The sequence below is a fragment of the Thiobacillus thiophilus genome, from assembly GCF_055378705.1.
Genome location: NZ_AP042404.1, coordinates 65,464 through 84,735 on the forward strand (window position 1 = coordinate 65,464; position 19,272 = coordinate 84,735).

Annotated in this window: 16 protein-coding genes; 14 read left to right on the top strand and 2 right to left on the bottom strand. The window is 59.3% G+C overall.

The window, feature by feature from the left end; genetic code table 11:
- Window positions 1–62: 62 nt before the first annotated feature.
- Both ACZ41T_RS00330 and mutS read right to left on the bottom strand, forming a co-directional pair.
- Window positions 63–332, bottom strand: a complete 270-nt coding sequence (locus ACZ41T_RS00330; RefSeq protein WP_464922554.1) for an AF1514 family protein — start codon at window positions 330–332, stop codon at window positions 63–65.
- A gap of 37 nt (window positions 333–369) precedes the next feature.
- Window positions 370–2,898: a DNA mismatch repair protein MutS gene (gene mutS, locus ACZ41T_RS00335; RefSeq protein WP_464924006.1), complete on the bottom strand. Its 2,529-nt coding sequence runs from the start codon at window positions 2,896–2,898 to the stop codon at window positions 370–372.
- A gap of 650 nt (window positions 2,899–3,548) precedes the next feature.
- On the opposite strand from mutS, the gene ACZ41T_RS00340 reads away from it, so the two are divergent.
- The 14 genes from ACZ41T_RS00340 (at window position 3,549) to ACZ41T_RS00405 (ending at window position 19,102) form a co-directional block, all read left to right on the top strand.
- Window positions 3,549–5,129, top strand: a complete 1,581-nt coding sequence (locus ACZ41T_RS00340) for a hypothetical protein (protein ID WP_464922555.1) — start codon at window positions 3,549–3,551, stop codon at window positions 5,127–5,129.
- A gap of 21 nt (window positions 5,130–5,150) precedes the next feature.
- Window positions 5,151–6,701, top strand: coding sequence for a transposase (locus ACZ41T_RS00345; RefSeq protein WP_464921023.1), 1,551 nt, complete (start codon window positions 5,151–5,153; stop codon window positions 6,699–6,701).
- A 195-nt stretch (window positions 6,702–6,896) separates the two neighbouring features.
- Complete coding sequence (locus ACZ41T_RS00350) at window positions 6,897–8,636, top strand: PAS domain-containing sensor histidine kinase (protein ID WP_464922556.1); 1,740 nt, start codon at window positions 6,897–6,899, stop codon at window positions 8,634–8,636.
- Between the two features lie 69 nt (window positions 8,637–8,705).
- Window positions 8,706–9,338: a response regulator gene (locus ACZ41T_RS00355; protein WP_464922557.1), complete on the top strand. Its 633-nt coding sequence runs from the start codon at window positions 8,706–8,708 to the stop codon at window positions 9,336–9,338.
- A 431-nt stretch (window positions 9,339–9,769) separates the two neighbouring features.
- Window positions 9,770–10,123, top strand: coding sequence for a response regulator (locus ACZ41T_RS00360; RefSeq protein ID WP_464922558.1), 354 nt, complete (start codon window positions 9,770–9,772; stop codon window positions 10,121–10,123).
- 50 nt (window positions 10,124–10,173) lie between these two features.
- Window positions 10,174–11,313 (top strand): methyl-accepting chemotaxis protein, encoded by a 1,140-nt coding sequence (locus tag ACZ41T_RS00365; protein ID WP_464922559.1) that lies wholly within the window; start codon window positions 10,174–10,176, stop codon window positions 11,311–11,313.
- 9 nt (window positions 11,314–11,322) lie between these two features.
- Window positions 11,323–11,691 carry a response regulator gene (locus ACZ41T_RS00370; protein ID WP_464922560.1) on the top strand — a complete coding sequence of 123 codons (369 nt, stop codon included), beginning with the start codon at window positions 11,323–11,325 and terminating at the stop codon, window positions 11,689–11,691.
- 22 nt (window positions 11,692–11,713) lie between these two features.
- On the top strand, window positions 11,714–12,034 hold the full coding sequence (locus ACZ41T_RS00375; protein ID WP_464922561.1) for an STAS domain-containing protein: 321 nt from the start codon (window positions 11,714–11,716) through the stop codon (window positions 12,032–12,034).
- Between the two features lie 34 nt (window positions 12,035–12,068).
- Entirely contained in the window at window positions 12,069–14,240 is a 2,172-nt protein-coding gene (locus ACZ41T_RS00380) for a chemotaxis protein CheA (RefSeq protein WP_464924007.1), read from the top strand.
- A gap of 59 nt (window positions 14,241–14,299) precedes the next feature.
- Window positions 14,300–15,946, top strand: a complete 1,647-nt coding sequence (locus tag ACZ41T_RS00385) for a methyl-accepting chemotaxis protein (protein WP_464922562.1) — start codon at window positions 14,300–14,302, stop codon at window positions 15,944–15,946.
- A gap of 9 nt (window positions 15,947–15,955) precedes the next feature.
- Window positions 15,956–16,507: a chemotaxis protein CheW gene (locus ACZ41T_RS00390; protein WP_464922563.1), complete on the top strand. Its 552-nt coding sequence runs from the start codon at window positions 15,956–15,958 to the stop codon at window positions 16,505–16,507.
- Window positions 16,508–16,695: 188 nt separating this feature from the next.
- Window positions 16,696–17,499 (top strand): CheR family methyltransferase, encoded by an 804-nt coding sequence (locus ACZ41T_RS00395; RefSeq protein WP_464922564.1) that lies wholly within the window; start codon window positions 16,696–16,698, stop codon window positions 17,497–17,499.
- A gap of 16 nt (window positions 17,500–17,515) precedes the next feature.
- A complete protein-coding gene (locus ACZ41T_RS00400; protein ID WP_464922565.1) occupies window positions 17,516–18,016 on the top strand; it encodes a chemotaxis protein CheD in 501 nt (166 codons plus the stop codon).
- A gap of 12 nt (window positions 18,017–18,028) precedes the next feature.
- On the top strand, window positions 18,029–19,102 hold the full coding sequence (locus ACZ41T_RS00405) for a protein-glutamate methylesterase/protein-glutamine glutaminase (RefSeq protein ID WP_464922566.1): 1,074 nt from the start codon (window positions 18,029–18,031) through the stop codon (window positions 19,100–19,102).
- Window positions 19,103–19,272 lie beyond the last annotated feature (170 nt).

A 19,272-nucleotide genomic window follows, 5' to 3' on the forward strand; every position in this document is an offset into this window, starting at 1 on the left:
GTTTTTTCGTCAAGAGCGGCAACAAGAACCTTACCGCAATTCCAGTCCGGTCAGGGCCGCACTTACAGGAAGCAGAACGTAAACCGCCCGTCGTCGAACGTTACCGCCAGTCGCGCCCCGCGGTTCTTCGCATAGTCCCACGATCCCCTGGTGGCGCAGCCTTCGTGGCATTCACTCACCCCTGCCGGCGATTCCAGATCGCGCTCGCGGTCGTACCAGCTCAGCAACATGGCATCGTCGTCCAGCTGCTGCCGGGCGATGGCCGTCGCCAGTTTCAACGCGGCGTTGAAGTCGAGGCCCAGTTCGGCTGTGTCGAGGCGAAGCGTTTTCATAATGCGATATGCGTAAGCGCTTTTAATGCGCCTGGCTTCATAAATGCGCTTTCAGCGCATAAAGCATGTCCAGCGCGGCCTTCGGGGTGAGGGTGTCGGGGTCGAGCTCGCGCAGCTGGTCGAGCGCGGGGTGCGGCGGCGGATCGTCGTTGGGGAGGTGGGCGGCGAACAGGTCGCCCTGCGGGCCGGGCTGCAGCTGCGCGTCCTCAAGTTCGCGCAGGTGGCGCCGCGCGGCGAGAATTACCGGGCTGGGCACGCCGGCCAGGCGGGCAACCTGGATGCCATAGCTTTGCGAGGCGGGGCCTTCTTCCACCGCGTGCAGGAACACCAGGTCGGCGCCATGTTCCTTGGCGTCGAGATGCACGTTGACGAGCTGACGGAATTCCTGCGCCAGTTGGGTCAACTCGAAATAGTGGGTGGCGAACAGGGTGAACGCGCGGGTGGCGCTGACCAGATGCCGCGCCACCGCCCACGCCAGCGCAAGGCCGTCGAAGGTCGAGGTGCCGCGCCCGATTTCGTCCAGCAGCACCAGGCTGTTGGCGCTGGCGTTGTGCAGAATGTGCGCGGTTTCGGTCATCTCGACCATGAAGGTGGAACGGCCGCCGGCCAGATCATCCGACGCGCCGATGCGGGTGAAGATCTGGTCGACGTCGCCGATTTTCGCCGAACTGGCGGGCACCCACAACCCGCAGCAGGCCAAGAGCGTGATCAGCGCCACCTGCCGCATATAGGTCGATTTGCCACCCATGTTGGGTCCGGTGATCAGCAGCATCTGACGGCTGCGGGTCAGTGTCACGTCGTTGGCGATGAAATGCGCCACCTGTGCTTCGACCACCGGATGGCGGCCGCCGCGGATGACGATGCCGGGTTCGCTGGCGTATTCGGGTGCATTGAGCTGGAGCGTGCCCGTGCGCTCGGCCTGGCTTGCCAGCACGTCGATTTCGGCCAGCGCGGCGGCAATCGCCAGCAGGTCCGGCACATGCGGCGTCAGCGTCGCCAGCAGCACCTCGAACAGCGCCTTCTCGCGCGCCAGCGCGCGGTCCTGCGCGGACAAGGCCTTGTCTTCGAAAGCCTTGAGTTCCGGCGTGATGTAGCGCTCGGCGTTTTTCAGCGTCTGGCGGCGGCGGTAATCGTCGGGGACGTTTTCCGACTGCGCGCGGCTGACCTCGATGTAAAAGCCATGCACCTTGTTGTATTCGACTTTGAGGGTGCCGATGCCCGAGCGTGCGCGTTCGCGCGCTTCCAGTTCCAGTAAAAACGCCCCGGCGTCGCGTGTCAGCGCGCGCAGCTCGTCGAGATCGGCGTCGTAGCCGTCGGCAATCACTCCGCCTTCGCGCAGCACGCTGGCAGGCTCGGGCTGGATGGCGTGCACCAGTAGTGTATGCAGGTCGGGACGCGCGGCGAGTGCGTTTTGCAGCGCCGAAAGGCGTGCGTGGTCGTCGGGCAAGGCGGCGGCGAGATCGGGCAACAGGGCGAGGGTGTCACGCAGGCCGGACAGGTCGCGCGGACGCGCGTTCTTCAGCGCGATGCGGCCGCCGATGCGTTCCACATCGGCGCAGCTTTTCAGCAGCCGGGTGATGGCCGCCGCCGCGTCGGAGATCTCGGCCAGCACGCCAATGGCATCGCGCCGCTGGGTCAACACGAGCCGGTCGCGCAGCGGATGGTGCAGCCAGTGGCGCAACAGGCGCGTGCCCATGCCGGTGGCGGTGGTGTCGAGCACCGACAAGAGCGTCGGTGCCGCTTCGCCGCGCAGGGTTTCGGTAAGTTCCAGATTGCGCCGGGTGGCGGCGTCGAGCTGAACATAATCGCCGTCGCACTCGGCGCGGATGGCCTGAATGTGCGGCAGTGCGGTGCGCTGGGTGGTCTGGATGTAATCGAGCAGGGCGCCTGCGGCAGCAATCGCCAGGCGCAGATCGGCGACGCCGAAACCGGCGAGATCGCGGCTACCGAATTGCTGTGCCAGCCGGGTCTGCGCCCCGCCCGGATCGAACTGCCACGGCGCCAGCCGGCGAACCGCGCAATTGGCGCCGTTGAAGGCAAACTCATCGGGTGCGAGGATTTCCGCCGGCCGTACCCGCGCCAGCAGGGCGGGCAGGGCGGTGGCATGGATCTCGGTGACCTGAAAGCGCCCGGCTGCGAGGTTGAGCCAGGCCACGCCGACCGTTTCGGCGCCCTGTGCGCCAGCATCTGGCGCGATGGCGAGAATCAGGATGTCGCGCGTCTCGTCCAGCAGACCGGAATCGGTCAGCGTGCCGGGCGTGACGATGCGCGCCACCTGCCGGTCAACCGGGCCTTTGGAGGTGGCGGGGTCGCCCACCTGCTCGGCGATCACCACCGATTCGCCCAGCTTCAACAGCCGTGCCAGATACTGCTCGGCGCTGTGATATGGCACCCCGGCCATCTTGATCGGGCTGCCTGCGGAGGCGCCGCGCGTGGTGAGCGTGATGTTCAGCAGCCGCGCGGCCTTTTCGGCGTCGTCGAAGAACAACTCGTAAAAGTCGCCCATGCGGTAGAACAGCAGCATGTCGGGATGCTGCGCCTTGATGCCAAGGTACTGCTGCATCATCGGCGTGTGTTTTTCGATTGCCTTGTCAAGCAAGGTATTTTCCAGTCAAAACAATAAGTTGAGTGCGTGTGATGGCAGATTTGTGCGGATGTGGCAACCCGACGCAAGGGAATAATGTAGTTGAAGCCGTAGCGATGAAATCGTCTTGGGAAGAGGTTCCCAGTAAATAGCCAGATAATACTCGACAAGAAAATAATGGCAGCGCCGCACGTATAGCTTGGCGCTGGCTACCAGTGACGCTTCCATGTACCGAAATGAGGCAAAACCGTAACGCGTGGCGATAGTGTTCTATTTGTTTGCCGCCGTGCATTTTGTCTACCTTTTGTCTTATTATTATGTATGTATACTTAGCATAAAAGCTGGACCTTATCTAAAACTGTATATCTTTTATGAATCTTCTTGAAAATCTTGACAGCCGCTAAAGCGGGTGTTTTCCACCACTGGTGGAAAAGAAGACGCGGTGAACAAGCCTCGTTGCCGCCGCCACTTCCGCAGAAGCCTGCTGTACTGCGGCCTCTTGTATTCCTTCGTTTCCTTGAATTTCAGTGAAGATAATAATGCATCAAGTTGTTTCTTGAATGAAATCGGATCTTCACCTGACTGAACGCATGCCCTGTCGAGCCTGCGCCGCTGTCCGCCGGGTAGCGGGGATGGCACTTGTCATCGTCATGGGCGTGATTGTGGCGGGCTGCTTGTCCGTGCCGGATGTCATGTGTGCGCACGCACCGATATTGTCCGAAATAGGGCTCAATACTTCCATCGTACTGTGGCTGGCGGGCGTGGCCTTGCTTTCGCCGCGGCACCGCTCTTGGCTGGGCGGGTTCATCGCAGCCATCAGCACAGTGGTGATGGCGCAATATCTTTTTGCCTGGATGCCGCCCGATGGCTTCTGGCGCGTTGTGCTTAATGTCGACGGGCGTGGATTATCCCTGCCCAGGCGTATGCCCCCTCTCGCTGCATTTTCCATGCTGTGCGCGGGTTTGGCACTGGCCACCCTCGATCGATCGCGAAAGCTGCCTGGGCAGATCCTGTCGCAGGTCGCGCCCGGGCTCATCCTGGCTGCCGCGGTTGGCGGCATTCTCAATCACAGTCTCGATGGCTTGCTGTTCGTGGCCACCGTCGATCGAGATGCGGTCATGAACTTGCCGATCACGATGGCTATGTGTGTGCTGGTCTCCGGTTATCTTGCGGCAATGGTTGAAGCGCCCTGGTTTCGCCGTTTTTATGCCGCACGCGAGGAGCGGCAAGTTCTGGCAATCAGTCTGACTGGACTTGCCGCAGCGTTGCTGCTCGGTAGCGCTGCGGCCGTGGCTGTACTTGGCAAACAGATGCAAGTGACGGTGGAGAATGCGCTGTCCAGCTCGGTGCAGAACCAGGCGGAAATTTTTTCGCTGGTGGTGTCATCGGCATTGAACCGGCTGCAAGTACGGGCGGATGGTGTGACGTCCCGCACGGACCCGACAGCCCTGTTGCGAGATCTGGCCGGTCCGGTTGGCTCCGCCTGGCTGGCGGGCGTCGACGGTCCCGAAAGACGGCATGTGGGGCAAGCTGCAGACGATTTACAATTTCGGCTTCGCCTTGAAGATGCGCGCCCAGCCTGGCTGATCTGGAAGCGGGGATGGCTGCTGGAAGTTCATTTCCCGGCCGCGCAGGGGCAAGGAACTATCGTGGTTCAGGAACCCCTGCCTCTACTTGAGCACCTTTTTACGGAGGATGCGGCGGCAGGGTTGGAAACGCGCTTGTGCAAACTTGCGGGCAATGAACACATGGCCTGCTTTCCTTCGGTTTTTATGCCGCGCCCGCAGCTGGAACCGATGCGCCACAGCGATGAACAAACCCCGATGGGGTACGCCCTGAAGGGGCAGCGCGGCGTTGCTGTTGCGTCGGATAGCCGGGGCGAAATGGTGGTTGCGGCCTACGTTCCGGTGGCGGAACTGGGTCTTGGCATGGTGCGCAAAATTGATGCTGAAAAACTATATCAGCCAATGCGCATCACTGTGTGGCGGACGATTACGGTCATAACGGGCATCGGCCTCATTGCTGCGTTGCTGATCTATCTGCGCGTTCGGTTTGTCGTGCGGCGTGCCGTCGAAACCGGACGGCAGTTGCGCGGCGTGCTGGACGTGCTGCCGGTTGGGGTGTGGGTAACGAGGCTGTATAAAAAGCCCCTAAAAATAATCATTCCCGCATCTTGCCCCAGCCTCCCGCCTGCATCAACATCGCTGCATTGATTTTGTGATGGCACAGACCGCATGGCGCGCTACAAGCATATCGACACCAGCCCCCGTTTCCTTGCCGTCGACCTGCAACGGCAACTGCTTCCCGGTACTTTCGAGCACGCGCTCAATCACCTCATCGACCACGAGCTGGACCTGTCCAGCTTCGATGCCCGCTTCAACAACGACGCGACCGGTGCGGCGGCTTATCCGCCTGCCATGCTGCTCAAGGTCGTGCTGTTTGCCTACAGCCAGGGCATTATTTCCAGTCGCAACATTGAAGCAGTCTGCCGTGACCACGTCACCTTCATCGCCCTGTCAGGCGACACCCAGCCCCACTTCACCACGATTGCCGGATTTGTCTCGAAGCTTGCCGACGACATCGCCCGCGTCTTCACCCAAATCCTCTACCTGTGCGACCGGCAGGGTTTGATCGGACGCGAGATGTTTGCCATCGACGGCGTCAAGCTGCCCAGCAACGCCAGCAAACAGAAGAGCGGCACCCGTGCCGACTTCGAGCACCAGGCCACCAAGCTCGAAGCCGCTGCCCGCGTCATGCTCGAACGGCATCGGGAAGAGGACAGCAAACCGGTCGAGGCCGACCTCAGACAGAAAGAAGTCCAGCGCATCAGCCGCCTGCAAACCGATGCCGCCCAACTGCGTCAATGGCTCACCGCTCATCCCGATGATCGCAAGGGCAGCAAAGGCACGATACGGAAGAGCAACCGCACCGACAACGAATCCGCCAAGATGGCGACCAGCAAAGGCGTCATCCAGGGTTATACGGGTGTGGCCGCCGTCGATGCCCGTCACCAGATCATCGTGGACGCGCAGGCCCACGGTACCGGCAGCGAACAGGAACTGCTGGTACCGGTGGTCAAAGCCATCCAGGTCGCATTGAATGATGCTCCACTCATCACCCCGGCCAGCCTCATCACAGCGGACGCGGGTTACCACTCAGAAGCCAACCTTAAGCAACTTACTGAACTGGAAGTGGACGCCTTGATTGCCGACAACGGTATGCGGCAACGCGATCCACGCTTCAAGGATCAGGACAAACACAAGCAGGCCCCCGATCCTCTGCACGACAAATCCGGCCAGAAGAAAGAGAAGAAGCCGACTGCTGTTTATCGCCCCGCAGACTTTCGCTATGACATGGACGCGCAGACCTGCGTTTGCCCTGCGGGCAAGACACTCTACGGCAACGGCAGCCATTGCATCATCAATGGTTTCGTTGCCGTCAAATTTCAGGGCGCGCAGCAGGACTGCGTACCGTGCGCACAACGGGATAAGTGTCTACGCACGCCGACCAGGACCAAGACCCGGCAAGTGAGTTTCTTTCAGGGCAAGGCTGACGGCACGGAGTCCTTCACCGACAAGATGAAAGTCCGTATCGATTGCCCGGAAGGACAGGCGCGATACGGACGACGCTTCGCCACGGTGGAACCGGTGTTCGGCAACTTGCGGCACAACAAACAGCTCAACCGCTTCACCTTGCGGGGGCAGAAGAAAGTGGATGCGCAGTGGAAGCTCTACTGCCTGGTGCACAACATCGAGAAGCTGGCGCATCACGGGTATGCGCAGTAGGGACGGGGCGGGCAGCCCGCACTACGTCAATCAGATGCTGCCATGACTGATCGGAACATCCCACCGAATCGGTTCGGTAAGTTGCAAATCATGAATTGAAAACGGCGTGGAAATTCCACGCCGTTTTTTACGTCGCCAATTTGGCTGAAAAGGGGTTTTTCTACAGCGTCAACGGATGCATCTGGACATTTCATCTTGAATAATCCCGCCGGCAGCGGCATCTGGACTGGCGAATGCAAGGTTGGCATCAAGCCGTGTGGCGAATGCAAGGGCTGGTGGCATGACACGGGCAAGCGCATCGGCGCAGATGACTGGGCGTCTGCCCGCGCCATTAAGCACGGTGAAACCTCCCTTGACGAGGTGATCGACATTGAGTGTTTCGATGGCAGCCATAAAGTCATCAGCAACTCCGCCTTGCCGCTGCATGACGAAAAAGGCGCCATCGCCGGGGCCGTGGTGGTTTTCAGGGACATTACCGAGCGGATGCGGACGGATGCGGAAATTCGGCATCTGGAGCGCAAATTCCATTCTCTGGCCGAGAACCTGCCGGATATTGTTTCTCGCTTCGACAGCGACTTACGCCGTATTTATGTCAATCCCGCGGTCGAGAAATCAATCGGCATGTCACAGGAATTCCTGCTGGGCAAGACCTGTACCGAACTTGGGATGACGGACAAGGAGGCAGAAATATGGACCAATGCGCTGCGGCGGGTGCTTTTCACCGGGGAACCGGAAGTCTTCGAGTTTGGAATAACCACGAAGGAGGGTGTCGTCAGGTATTACCACACCAGAGCCGTCCCGGAATACGATGTATCGGGCAGGGTTGAATCGGTCCTGACCATCGCGCGCGACATTTCCACCCTTAAAGGCGCCGAATTGATATTGCGCGAAAGCGAGGAACGTCTTCATGGCATTACTTCCAATGTGCCGGGCATGATGTTCCAGTGTTGCCGGCATGCGGGTGGCGAACTGCAATTCACGTACGTCAGCAATGGCGCGAAATGGCTGCTGGGCCTGGATGCGGCAGCGATCCTGCGGGAAAACAGCGCGTTCATCGGCCTCGTCGTCGCGGAGGATGCGCACGCCTTCCATGACAGCCTGGCGCAGTCGCAGAAGGAGCTGTCGTTCTGGAATTGGGAAGGGCGTATCGTTACCGCGGATGGTGAGGCGAGATGGATCAACCTGCGTGCCACCCCGCGTCGCTACGGCGAGGATGTCTGCCTGTGGGATGGTGTTGCGATCAACATTACCGAAAGCAAAACCAGCGAAGAAGAACTCGTCAATTCGAAAAACATGTTGCGCGAGCTTTCTGCGCATCTCGAAAGCGTGCGTGAGGAAGAGCGCAAACGTATTGCACGCGAAATCCACGATGAACTGGGACAGACGCTCACCGCGCTGCGGATGGATGTTTCGCTGGCACGTCTCAGCTTTGGCGAGTCCAATCCACAACTCATGGCACGCCTGCAATCCATGACACAACTGGTGGACCGCACCATCAAGACCGCACGGCATGTTACATCGAGCTTGCGGCCGGGGGCTTTGGATCTTGGTATCGTTGCCGCACTTGAGTGGCTGGTAGAGGAATTTATCGGGTATGCGGGCATCCCCTGTGAACTTGTGCTGGGCGATGGCGACATTTCCCTGGGCGAATTTAGCGCGACCGCAGTATTCCGCATCATTCAGGAGTCGCTGACGAATATCGCGCGCCATGCCGAGGCGACCCAGGCCGAAATCCTCGTGGCTTCAACCGATGGCCATCTCTGTTTTGAGGTGAGTGACAATGGAAAAGGATTCGAGCCGCATACCGTAGCGAACCGCAAATCATTCGGCCTGGTCGGCATCCGCGAGCGGGTGGCGATGATGGAGGGCGTATTTGAACTGGACAGCGAACCGGGGCGGGGCACACGTATTCGCGTGTGCGTCCCTGTGGCATAACCGCAGCCTTGTGTCGTGTCCTGTGCTCCATGAACCGTGCCACCCCCTTATCCAACTGAGGTTTTCAGGATGATCCGACTCGTCATTGTCGACGACCATGCCATTGTGCGTCACGGGCTTAAACAGATACTTGCGCTTGCGCCCGATATCAGCGTTGTTGGAGAGGCGGCAGGAGGAGAGGGTCTTCAGCATGTGCTCGTGCAAACCGCCTGCGATATCGTTCTCCTCGATATGAACATGCCGGGCCTGTCTGGCGTAGACCTGATTAAATGGCTGCGTACGGAGCATCCCAATCTGCCGATTCTGGTATTGAGCATGCATGCCGAGGGGCAGATCGCCAGCCGCGCGCTCAAGGCAGGCGCTAGCGGTTATCTGACCAAGGACAGCGAGCCGGAAATCCTCCTTGGGGCCATTCGCAAGGTCTCTGGCGGGGGGAAATTCATCGACGCCGCATTGGTCGAAACGCTCGTGTTTGGTCATGACCCGGAAGGCTGCGCTCCGCATGAGGAACTGTCGGAACGGGAACTTCAGGTATTCCTCATGCTCACCTCCGGCAGGACGATAAGCGAGATCGCAAGTGATTTGTTCCTGAGCATCAAGACGGTCAGCACACACAAATTCCGCCTCATGCGGAAAATGAACCTCCAGACATCAACTGACCTGGTTCGCTATGCCATCCGCCATCAATTGATCGACGGCTGAGTTTTCCTCCCGCGACGGGCCAACCGTCGCCACGCCATTGCCCCGGCCAGTCGATCGTCAAACTGTCGCCGCGGCATTTCATCTGCTCTTCGGGCTGCATACAAGAATTGATCCGGTCGATCTTTGGTCTTGGCTTGAATACGCCGGATTCTCCCGCCTGTAAACGTCAGGGGACTCCAAATCCATACAGTCGTAGCAGATCAAGCCCACCGGTACGTTGGCAGGATGCCGTGGAAATACTTTGCGGCTTAAAACATTACCTGGCCGTCTCAATATCTCAATAGGAATATTCCTACTCCGGTGTGAGCAAGTCCTGAACCAAAAGCAGATTGTGCCGACTTCATTTCAGGGCATTCACTATCGATAACTATTTTGTGTGGAATGGTATGTCCATATCCGTCCGGAGCAGGTCTGACGAGGGGTTGGGGATAATGAAATTATTGCTGGTCGAGCCATCGATTCTTCTGCGAGAACGCCTGGCTGCCATGCTGTCCAGTCTTCACGGCGTCGAGATTGTGGAGATCGCCGTGCTCGAAAATGCAAGCCGTGCAATGCAGGGCGTTCAACCGGAAGTCGTGGTCATGGGGGTCCAGAAGCCGGATGAAGGCGGCCTTGAGGATCTTGCCCGGGCAAGGTCTGCATGCCCTGCGGCATGCATGATCGTGGTGAGTTCCTACTCGCCGGAGGTATACAGAAAGCGCTGGCTGCAAGCAGGGGCGGATCATTTTTACGATCTGTCTGCCCAGATCGATCTGTTGCTGAATACCGTGACGCGCTACAGCTGACACATCTGTGTTCCTCGCCATGACAAGCGTATCGACAAGTGGAAGGTGGTATGGAATTTAATGCAACTGAAGGCCGGGCGACAGATTTTTTGATCGGCATTGGCAGTGTGGAGAACGCGGCGCTCGGCATATTGATTTTTGCTTGCGGGCTGGCGGGCGGATGGGTCGCACATCGATTCCTGGAATCCAGGCGCGCCGCCAGGCTCGCGTCGCTTGAGCGGAGCGGCCATCCGGCGGGAAATAGCCTGCCTGATCTCGACAGGGTATGCGCAAGCGTGATGCCGATCTGGTCGTTGCAGGTGGAGACGGGGCGTGTACAGACCGAGGATGCGGTGACCTCGCTCGCCATCCGTTTTTCCGGTCTGGCGGAAAAGCTGGAGGCGGCGGTATCTGCCTCGCAATCGGCTGCAGGCGGTAGCGACGCGAAACAGGGACAGGAAGGTCTGGTAGATCTGCTCGAAACAAGCCAGTGGGATCTGGGTTCGATTATCGATTCGTTGCGCGAGTCCACCGCTTCCAAGCAAAACCTGCTGCAAGAGGTCAATCAGTTGGCGTTATTCATGAGTGAGTTGAAGGAGATGGCAGCCGAGGTCGGCAGCATCGCCATGCAGACCAACCTGCTCGCGCTCAACGCTGCCATCGAGGCGGCACGTGCCGGCGAGGCGGGGCGAGGTTTCGCTGTGGTGGCCGACGAGGTGCGCAAGCTTTCCAAGCTGTCCGCTGAAACGGGTAAGAGAATCAGTCAAGGGGCGGAACAGATCAATGCCGCGATCGCGTCCACCGTATCTGCATCCGAGCAGTCTGCGACACGGGATGCCGAGACGGTTACGCATTCCGAATCGGTCATCGGCCAGGTGATCGAGCGTTTTCATGGTACAGCGAGTCGATTGACAGACTCTTCCCGCATCCTGAATGAGGCCAGCGTGGGTATTCGGGATGAAATTTCCGATGTGCTGGTCTCGTTGCAGTTTCAGGATCGCGTGAGCCAGATTCTTTCACACGTCCGTGACGACATCCGGAAATTTGAAGCGCATGTCAACGACTGCCTGGATGCGGGGCAATGTACGCCCATCGATGAAAAGGCATGGCTGGACGCGTTATCGAAAACCTATACCACGACCGAACAGCGGGAGATGCACACCGGTGCAAACGCCACGCAGTCGGCCAGTTCAGAAATCACCTTTTTTTAGGAAATTACTATGGCAAAAACCATCATGGTTGTTGACGACTCGGCTTCGCTGCGCCAGGTCGTGAGCATCGCGCTCAAGGGCGCCGGATTCGACGTTATCGAGGCATGTGACGGCAAGGATGGCCTGTCCAAGATTACCGGACAGAAAATTCACCTCATCATCAGCGACGTCAACATGCCGAACATGGACGGCATCACCTTCGTGAAAGAGGTCAAGAAGATGGCGAATTACAAGTTCACGCCCATCATCATGCTCACCACCGAATCGCAGGAGGCAAAAAAGCAGGAAGGGCAGGCGGCAGGCGCCAAGGCCTGGGTGGTCAAGCCCTTCCAGCCGGCACAGATGCTGGCTGCCGTATCAAAACTGATCATGCCCTAAAGCCGACAACAGGGAGAGCGATATGGACATCAATGCGCAGCAGGTGAACGGCATTTGCACGCTGCAAATGGAAGGCGAACTCACCATTTATCACGGCCAGCAAATCAGGGATGGTTTGATTGAGCATCTGGCTGCCAACAATGAGGTCGAACTCAATCTAAGCGGCATCACCGAGATGGATACCGCCGGATTCCAGTTGCTGCTGGCAGCAAAGCGCGAAGGCATTCGACTGGGCAAGGTCGTGCGTTTCGTCTCCCATAGTCAGGCAACGCTGGATGTGATCGATCTCTACAGCATGGCGGCTCAATTCGGCGATCCCCTGCTGATTTCCGCTCGGCAATAACCGCCGTCATATACCAAGGAGACGTAGCGTGAACATGGATCAGGCATTACAGACCTATATCGAGGAAAGCCGAGGCTTGCTCGATGAAATGGAGAGCATCCTGCTGCGACTCGAAAGCGAGCCGCAGGATGAGGAAACGGTCAACGCCATGTTTCGTGCCGCGCACACCATCAAGGGCTCTGCGGGCTTGTTCGGGCTCGATGCAATCGTGGCCTTCACCCATGTGGTCGAAAACGCGCTTGACGAGGTGCGCGAGGATGCACTGGCAATCAGTGGCGAACTGGTCGAACTGCTGCTCAAGTGCTGCGACCACATCGGCCTGCTGATTACGGTGGTGGCAGAAGCCGGAGAGACACTTGATTTGGAGCAGGCGGCTGCGGGCGAGGCGATTGCCGCTGCACTCAGGTCCCTGATGGGGGGGGCTGTCTCCGATATCGCCATACCCGCGGTTCAAGAGGCCCGGCTCGATACGAGCGGCGGCGGCCCGATCGAGGGTGACTATTGGCACATCTCGCTCGGCTTCGGGCCCGATGTGCTGAGAAACGGCATGGACCCTATCTCCTTCATCCGCTATCTCTCTACCATCGGCGATATCGTTTCGCTCAGGGTCGACGATAGCGAACTGCCCGAACTGAACGCAATTGATCCGGAATCCTGCTACTTGAGTTTCTCGATCGAGTTCAAGAGCGAGGCGGACAAGAAAACCATTGAGGACACCTTCGAGTTCGTACGGGAGGACTGCAGGCTGCGCATTTTCCCCCCGCCGAGCCATCTCGCCGCTTTCGTCGAGCGACTCGAGCACGCGAGCGGCAATACCGACATGCTCGGTCAGTTGCTGATCGAGGCGGGCATTCTCACCAGCAACGAATTGGAGGATGCGCTGGCAGCCCAGGAAAGCACGATGGCGGCTAGTGGCGGCGCCAAGCCGCCCATCGGCGAAGTTCTGGTCAAGGAAGGCGTGGTGCAGAAAGAGGTGGTGGATGTGGCGCTGGAGAAGCAGCGCCAGATTCGCGACCACAAAACCCAGGAAGCCAAGTTCATACGCGTGAGCGCGGAAAAACTCGATGAGCTTATCAATCTCGTCGGCGAGCTGGTGATTGCCGGCGCCGGCGCTTCCTTGCTGGCTCATCGTTCCGGTGACGTGGCGCTGCATGAATCCACCTCAGTCGTATCGGGCCTGGTCGAGGAAATCCGCGACGGCGCGCTCAAGCTGCGCATGGTGGAAATCGGCGAGACGTTCAACCGCTTCCAGCGCGTCGTGCGCGATGTGAGCAAGGAACTGGGCAAGGACATCGGCCTGGAGATCGGCGGCGCAGAAACCGAACTGGACAAGACCGTGGTCGAAAAGATCGGTGACCCTCTCATGCACCTGGTGCGTAATGCCATGGATCACGGCATCGAGCCGGCCGAGGCGCGCATGGCGGCCAGCAAGCCGGCGAAGGGCACCTTGCGGCTGAATGCCTACCACGATTCCGGCAGCATCGTGATCGAAGTGGCCGATGACGGCGGTGGCCTCAAGAAGGAACGCATCCTCAAGAAGGCGATCGAGCGCGGCATCATCAGTCCCGGCCAGAGCTTGTCGGATAGCGAGATTTACAACCTGATTTTCGAGGCCGGATTCTCCACCGCAGACCAGGTCACCAATCTCTCCGGCCGCGGCGTCGGCATGGATGTGGTCAAGCGCAACATCCAGGCACTGCGCGGCACGGTGGACATTGAAAGCATGGAGGGAAACGGCACAACGGTACGCATCCGGCTGCCGCTCACCCTGGCCATTATCGATGGCTTTCTGGTCGGCGTAGGCAAATCGGCTTTCGTGGTGCCGCTCGACATGGTGCTGGAGTGCATCGAACTGTCAGACGCGGACAGAAAGGCTGCAGATACGCGCAACTACGTCAATCTGCGTGGCGAGGTGCTGCCCTTTGTCCGTCTGCGCGATCAATTCGAAGTCAATGCAGTCGCAGGCAAACGAGAAAACATTGTGGTCGTCCAATACGGTGGGCAGAAGGCCGGATTTGTCGTGGATGAGTTGATGGGCGAGTTTCAGACCGTCATCAAGCCGCTGGGCAGTGTGTTCAGGCATTTGAGAGGTATTTCCGGTTCCACGATTCTGGGAACGGGCGAGGTGGCGCTGATTCTGGATGTGCCGGCACTGGTGCAGCTGGGGGTCGCGCGGGATGAGCAGATGGTCATGCATGGCGCGTGATTGGGCCGGGTTTTTTTTAGAGTTTCTATTTTTTCAGAGATATACAGGGAGACGTGGCAATGTTTAAGAACATGAAGATAGGGGTGCGGTTGGGGCTGGGCTTTGGCCTGTTGCTGGTTCTGATGGCTGCAGTTGCTGCTATTGGTATCAAAGAGCTTGCTTTGGTTAACGAGATTTCGAACAGGATGGCCACCCAGGATTGGACCAAATCCGTTCTTGCAAACGACGTTGTTGACATGGCCAACGACAATGCACGTGCCAGCTATGAACTGTTCCTGACAACCGACAAAGCCACCATCGCCAAAACCCTGGAGCGTATGGACTCCAACAAAAAGAAAATCACGGACAAGATCGATCAGCTTGAGGCAATGCTCTACAAGCCGGAAGGCAAGGCCATGCTCGCAGCGATTCGGGAGGCGCGCAAACCTTACGTCGCATCATTCACACAGGCAAGCAAGCTGCTGCTGGAAGAAAATAAACGTGAAGAAGCATCGCGTGTCATGGCGCAAGATACGGTGCCCGCACTAAACACCTTCATGGCAGCCATCAACGACCTTATTGCGTTCCAGGGCCAGATTATGGAGAACTCCGGGAAGGAAGCAGCCACTGCCTATGATGATGGCAGTCGGCTCATGATTATTCTGGCTGTGATTTCGGCTATTTTTGGCGCGGGTATTGCTTTCTGGGTTACCCGTTCCATCACCAAGCCAATTGGCGAGGCGGTAAGCGTGGCCAATAGCCTCGCCGAAGGCGATTTCGGCGTGAAGATCGACGTGCAGTCCAGGGACGAGACCGGCATGCTGCTCGGCGCGATGAAGAACATGGTGGAGCGGCTTTCGCAGATCATCACCGAGGTGCGCGGCGCGGCGGACAATCTGTCCAGCGCGTCCGAAGAAGTGTCCGCAACGGCGCAATCCCTGAGCCAGGCTTCCAGCGAACAGGCGGCGAGCGTGGAAGAAACCTCCGCCTCGATCGAGCAGATGTCCGCGTCCATCGGCCAGAACACCGAGAACGCCAAAGTGACGGATGGCATGGCCTCCAAGGCGGCGAAGGAAGCCACCGAAGGCGGCGAGGCGGTCAAAGAGACCGTCACGGCCATGAAGAGCATCGCCGGCAAGATCGGCATCATTGACGACATTGCCTACCAGACCAACCTGCTGGCGCTGAATGCCGCCATCGAAGCGGCGCGGGCCGGCGAGCACGGCAAGGGCTTCGCGGTGGTGGCGGCGGAAGTGCGCAAGCTGGCGGAACGCAGCCAGGTGGCGGCGCAGGAGATCGGCGAGCTGGCGGGCGGCTCGGTGGACATGGCGGAACGGGCCGGCAAGCTGCTGGACGAAATGGTGCCAACCATCAACAAGACCTCGGATCTGGTGCAGGAAATCACCGCTGCCTCCGAAGAGCAATCCTCCGGCGTCGGGCAGATCAACACGGCCATGTCCCAGCTGAACCAGATCACCCAGCAGAATGCCTCCAGCTCGGAAGAACTGGCTGCCACGGCGGAGGAAATGAGCAGCCAGGCCGAGCAACTGCAACAGTCCATGAGTTTCTTCCAGCTGGAGAGTGGCAGCAGCGGGACGATGTCGAGCGCCAAGAAAACAGCCCCCCAGAAGCATACCCGGGTGGCGCACGCCAAGGCTGCCGGCAGCAAAGCCGCGTCGAGATCCGTGGCCGGCCCCAGCGATGAATTTGAATTCGTCAAGTTCTGAGGAGACGACATGAGTGCGCTTGTCAAACTGAAAGAACAGGCGGGGCCGGCTGCGACACAGGACCAGCAGCAGTACCTGACCTTCATGCTGGGGGGCGAGGTGTTCGCGATCGGCATCCTCGCCATCAAGGAAATCATCGAGTACGGCAACCTCACCGAGGTGCCCATGATGCCGGACTACATTCGCGGGGTGATCAACCTGCGCGGCAGCGTGGTGCCGGTGGTGGATCTCGCCGCGCGCTTCGGCCGCAAGGGCACCGAGCTCACCCGCCGCACCTGTATCGTCATCATCGAAGTGGAATCCGATCAGGAGAAACAGGTGGTGGGCGTGGTGGTGGATGCGGTGAACGAGGTGCTGGAAATACCCGGGGACCAGATTGAACCGCCGCCGGCTTTTGGCGCGAAGATCCGCACTGACTTCATTCGCGGCATGGGCAAGGTGGACGGCAAGTTCGTGATCATGCTGAACGTGGACAACGTGCTGTCGATCGACGATCTGGCGTTGCTGGAGCAGGCGAATGCGCATGGCGCGGGATCTGCGGATGAGGCTGTGGCGGAGTGATCGACATCAAACAATGCCCGTGCCTTCCAGCCGATCGCCTGCCCGCAAAAAACAGGAACGGTGTTCGGCCTGCTTTCCTGGCTACTCTGTCTGCCTGCCAGTCAAGCCGCACGCAGCACCTGGCTGACGGTGGCGCATGGCATGCGTGGAATTGCCATGCCGGGCGAATCGAATAAGGGGAGTGGGGCATGCAAGCGTCCACACTGACTGATCAGGAGTTCGGCGAATTCCAGCGGCTGATCTACCGGCTTGCGGGAATCAGCCTTTCCCCGGCCAAAAAGGCGCTGGTATGCGGCCGTCTTGCGAAGCGGCTGAAGCATTATTCACTCGATTCCTACCGCGATTATTTGCGCTTGCTGACAAGCGGCAATGAACCGGCGGAATTGCAAACCGCACTGGACCTGCTCACCACCAACGAAACCTATTTCTTTCGCGAGCCCAAACACTTCGAATTCCTGCAGCAGCGCATCCTCGCAGAGCGGCAACCAGGCTCGCCGTTCCGTGTCTGGAGCGCGGCCTGCTCGAGCGGTGAGGAGCCCTTCACGCTGGCGATGGTGTTGGCCGACCAGCTTGGCGAAGCGCCGTGGGAAATCGTCGCTTCCGACATCAGCACACGGGTACTGGAACGCGCGCGCAGCGGGCTGTATGCGATGGAACGCGCAAGTCATATCCCGCAACGCTACCTGCAGGAATATTGCCTCAAGGGCGTGGGTTCGCAGGATGGCCGTTTTCTTTTGGACAAGCGCCTGCGTGCGCGCGTCAGTTTCCAGCAGATCAACCTCAACGAAACCCTGCCGCGCCTGGGCGAGTTCGATGTGGTTTTTCTGCGCAATGTGATGATTTATTTCAATACCGACACCAAGGCGCGGGTGGTCGAGCGTATCGCCGCCACGCTCAAGCCTGGCGGCTATCTGATCATTGGCCACTCGGAAAGCCTCAACGGTATTACAGATGTGCTCACTGCGGTGCGGCCATCGGTGTACAGAAAATAGACCTGCAACACGCCCCATGCGCAAGCCGCCTCATGTCATTGAAATCTTCCTGAATCCCGGTGAATTCTATTTCGGCGATCGGGATATCCGTATTCGGACAATCCTGGGGTCCTGTGTGTCCATCACGCTCTGGCATCCGAAATTGCTGATTGGCGGCATGTGCCACTACATGCTGCCGAACCGGCAAGCGCGGGGATCGAAGCTGGCGGATGGCAAGTACGCGGATGAGGCCCTTTGGCTCCTGTTTGAAGAGATCCGCAGGAGCGGTACTGCGATTGAGGACTATGAGGTCAAATTATTTGGCGGGGGCAATATGTTTCAGCGGTTGGTCAATGTGGGGCAGCGCCATATCGGGCTCAAAAATGCCGATGCCGGGCGGTCTCTGCTGAAGCACCATGGGCTGCGCCTGGCGTCGGAAGACCTGGGCGGTGCCGGCCATCGCACGGTGATATTCGATATCTGGTCGGGCCATGTATGGGTGCGCCAGCTTGCCCCGAAGTGCGTGGGCGATGACTAAAGCAAGGGATCTATGTCAACGAATATAAAAGTCCTGGTCGTGGACGATTCCGCGGTCGTGCGACAGGTGCTGTCCGAAGTGCTGAACGGTCATGCCGGCATCGAGGTGATCGCCGTTGCAGCCGACCCCATTTTCGCTCAGGAGAAGATGAAAAAGCAGTGGCCGGACGTGATTGTCCTGGACGTGGAAATGCCGCGCATGGATGGCATCACGTTTCTCAGGAAGATCATGGCGGAACGGCCGACGCCGGTGGTGATCTGCTCCTCGATTTCGCAGAAGGGATCGGAAACCGCCATGCAGGCGCTGGCGGCAGGCGCAGTCGGGGTCGTGCCCAAGCCGGGTATCGGTAACCGACGCATGGCGTTGGAAGACGCTGGGTCGGATCTGATTCGCGCCGTGAAAACCGCGGCGCACGCCAATGTCCGCAATCTGAAGGTCAGCAGCGGCGCACCCGCTGCCATGATGCCAAAACTCAGCGCCGACGCGATTCTGCCCGCCACGAACCAGGCCATGGCGCAGACGACCGAGCGCATCGTCGCCATCGGCACGTCCACCGGCGGCACCCAGGCGCTGGAAGCGGTGCTGACCGTGTTGCCGCGCGTGTCGCCAGGGATCGTCATCGTGCAGCATATGCCCGAGAAATTCACAGCCTCCTTCGCCGCCCGGCTCGACACCTTGTGCCAGATCGAGGTGCGCGAGGCGCAGAACGGCGATCGCGTCATGCCCGGTCGTGCGCTGATCGCCCCCGGCGGCAGGCACATGCTGCTCAAGCGCAACGGTTCCCAGTATCACGTTGAAGTGGTGGATGGCCCGGTGGTCAACCGCCATCGACCATCGGTGGATGTGTTGTTCCGCTCGGTGGCCAAGTTCGCGGGCAGGAATGCCCTGGGCGTCATTATGACCGGGATGGGCGATGACGGTGCGCGCGGCCTCAAGGAAATGCACGATGCGGGTGCGCCCACCGTGGCGCAGGACGAAGCCACCTGCGTGGTCTACGGCATGCCCAAGGAGGCGGTGAAGCTGGGCGGGGTGGATCGCATCGTATCGCTGCAGGCGATTCCGGCAGAGATCATGAAATATGCGTGAGCGTAAAGCGGGGTTGAAAATCAGTGTCTGATTGCCAAGCCGCGTCAATGAAGGCACGTCCATCATTCCTTTCCAATGGCATGGGTGCTGCCATTTTCGTGATTGCCTGTCTGGCGGTTCTGTTGGGTATCCTGCACGCCCGGATGCCGCAGGCGTTGGCGCATATCGAG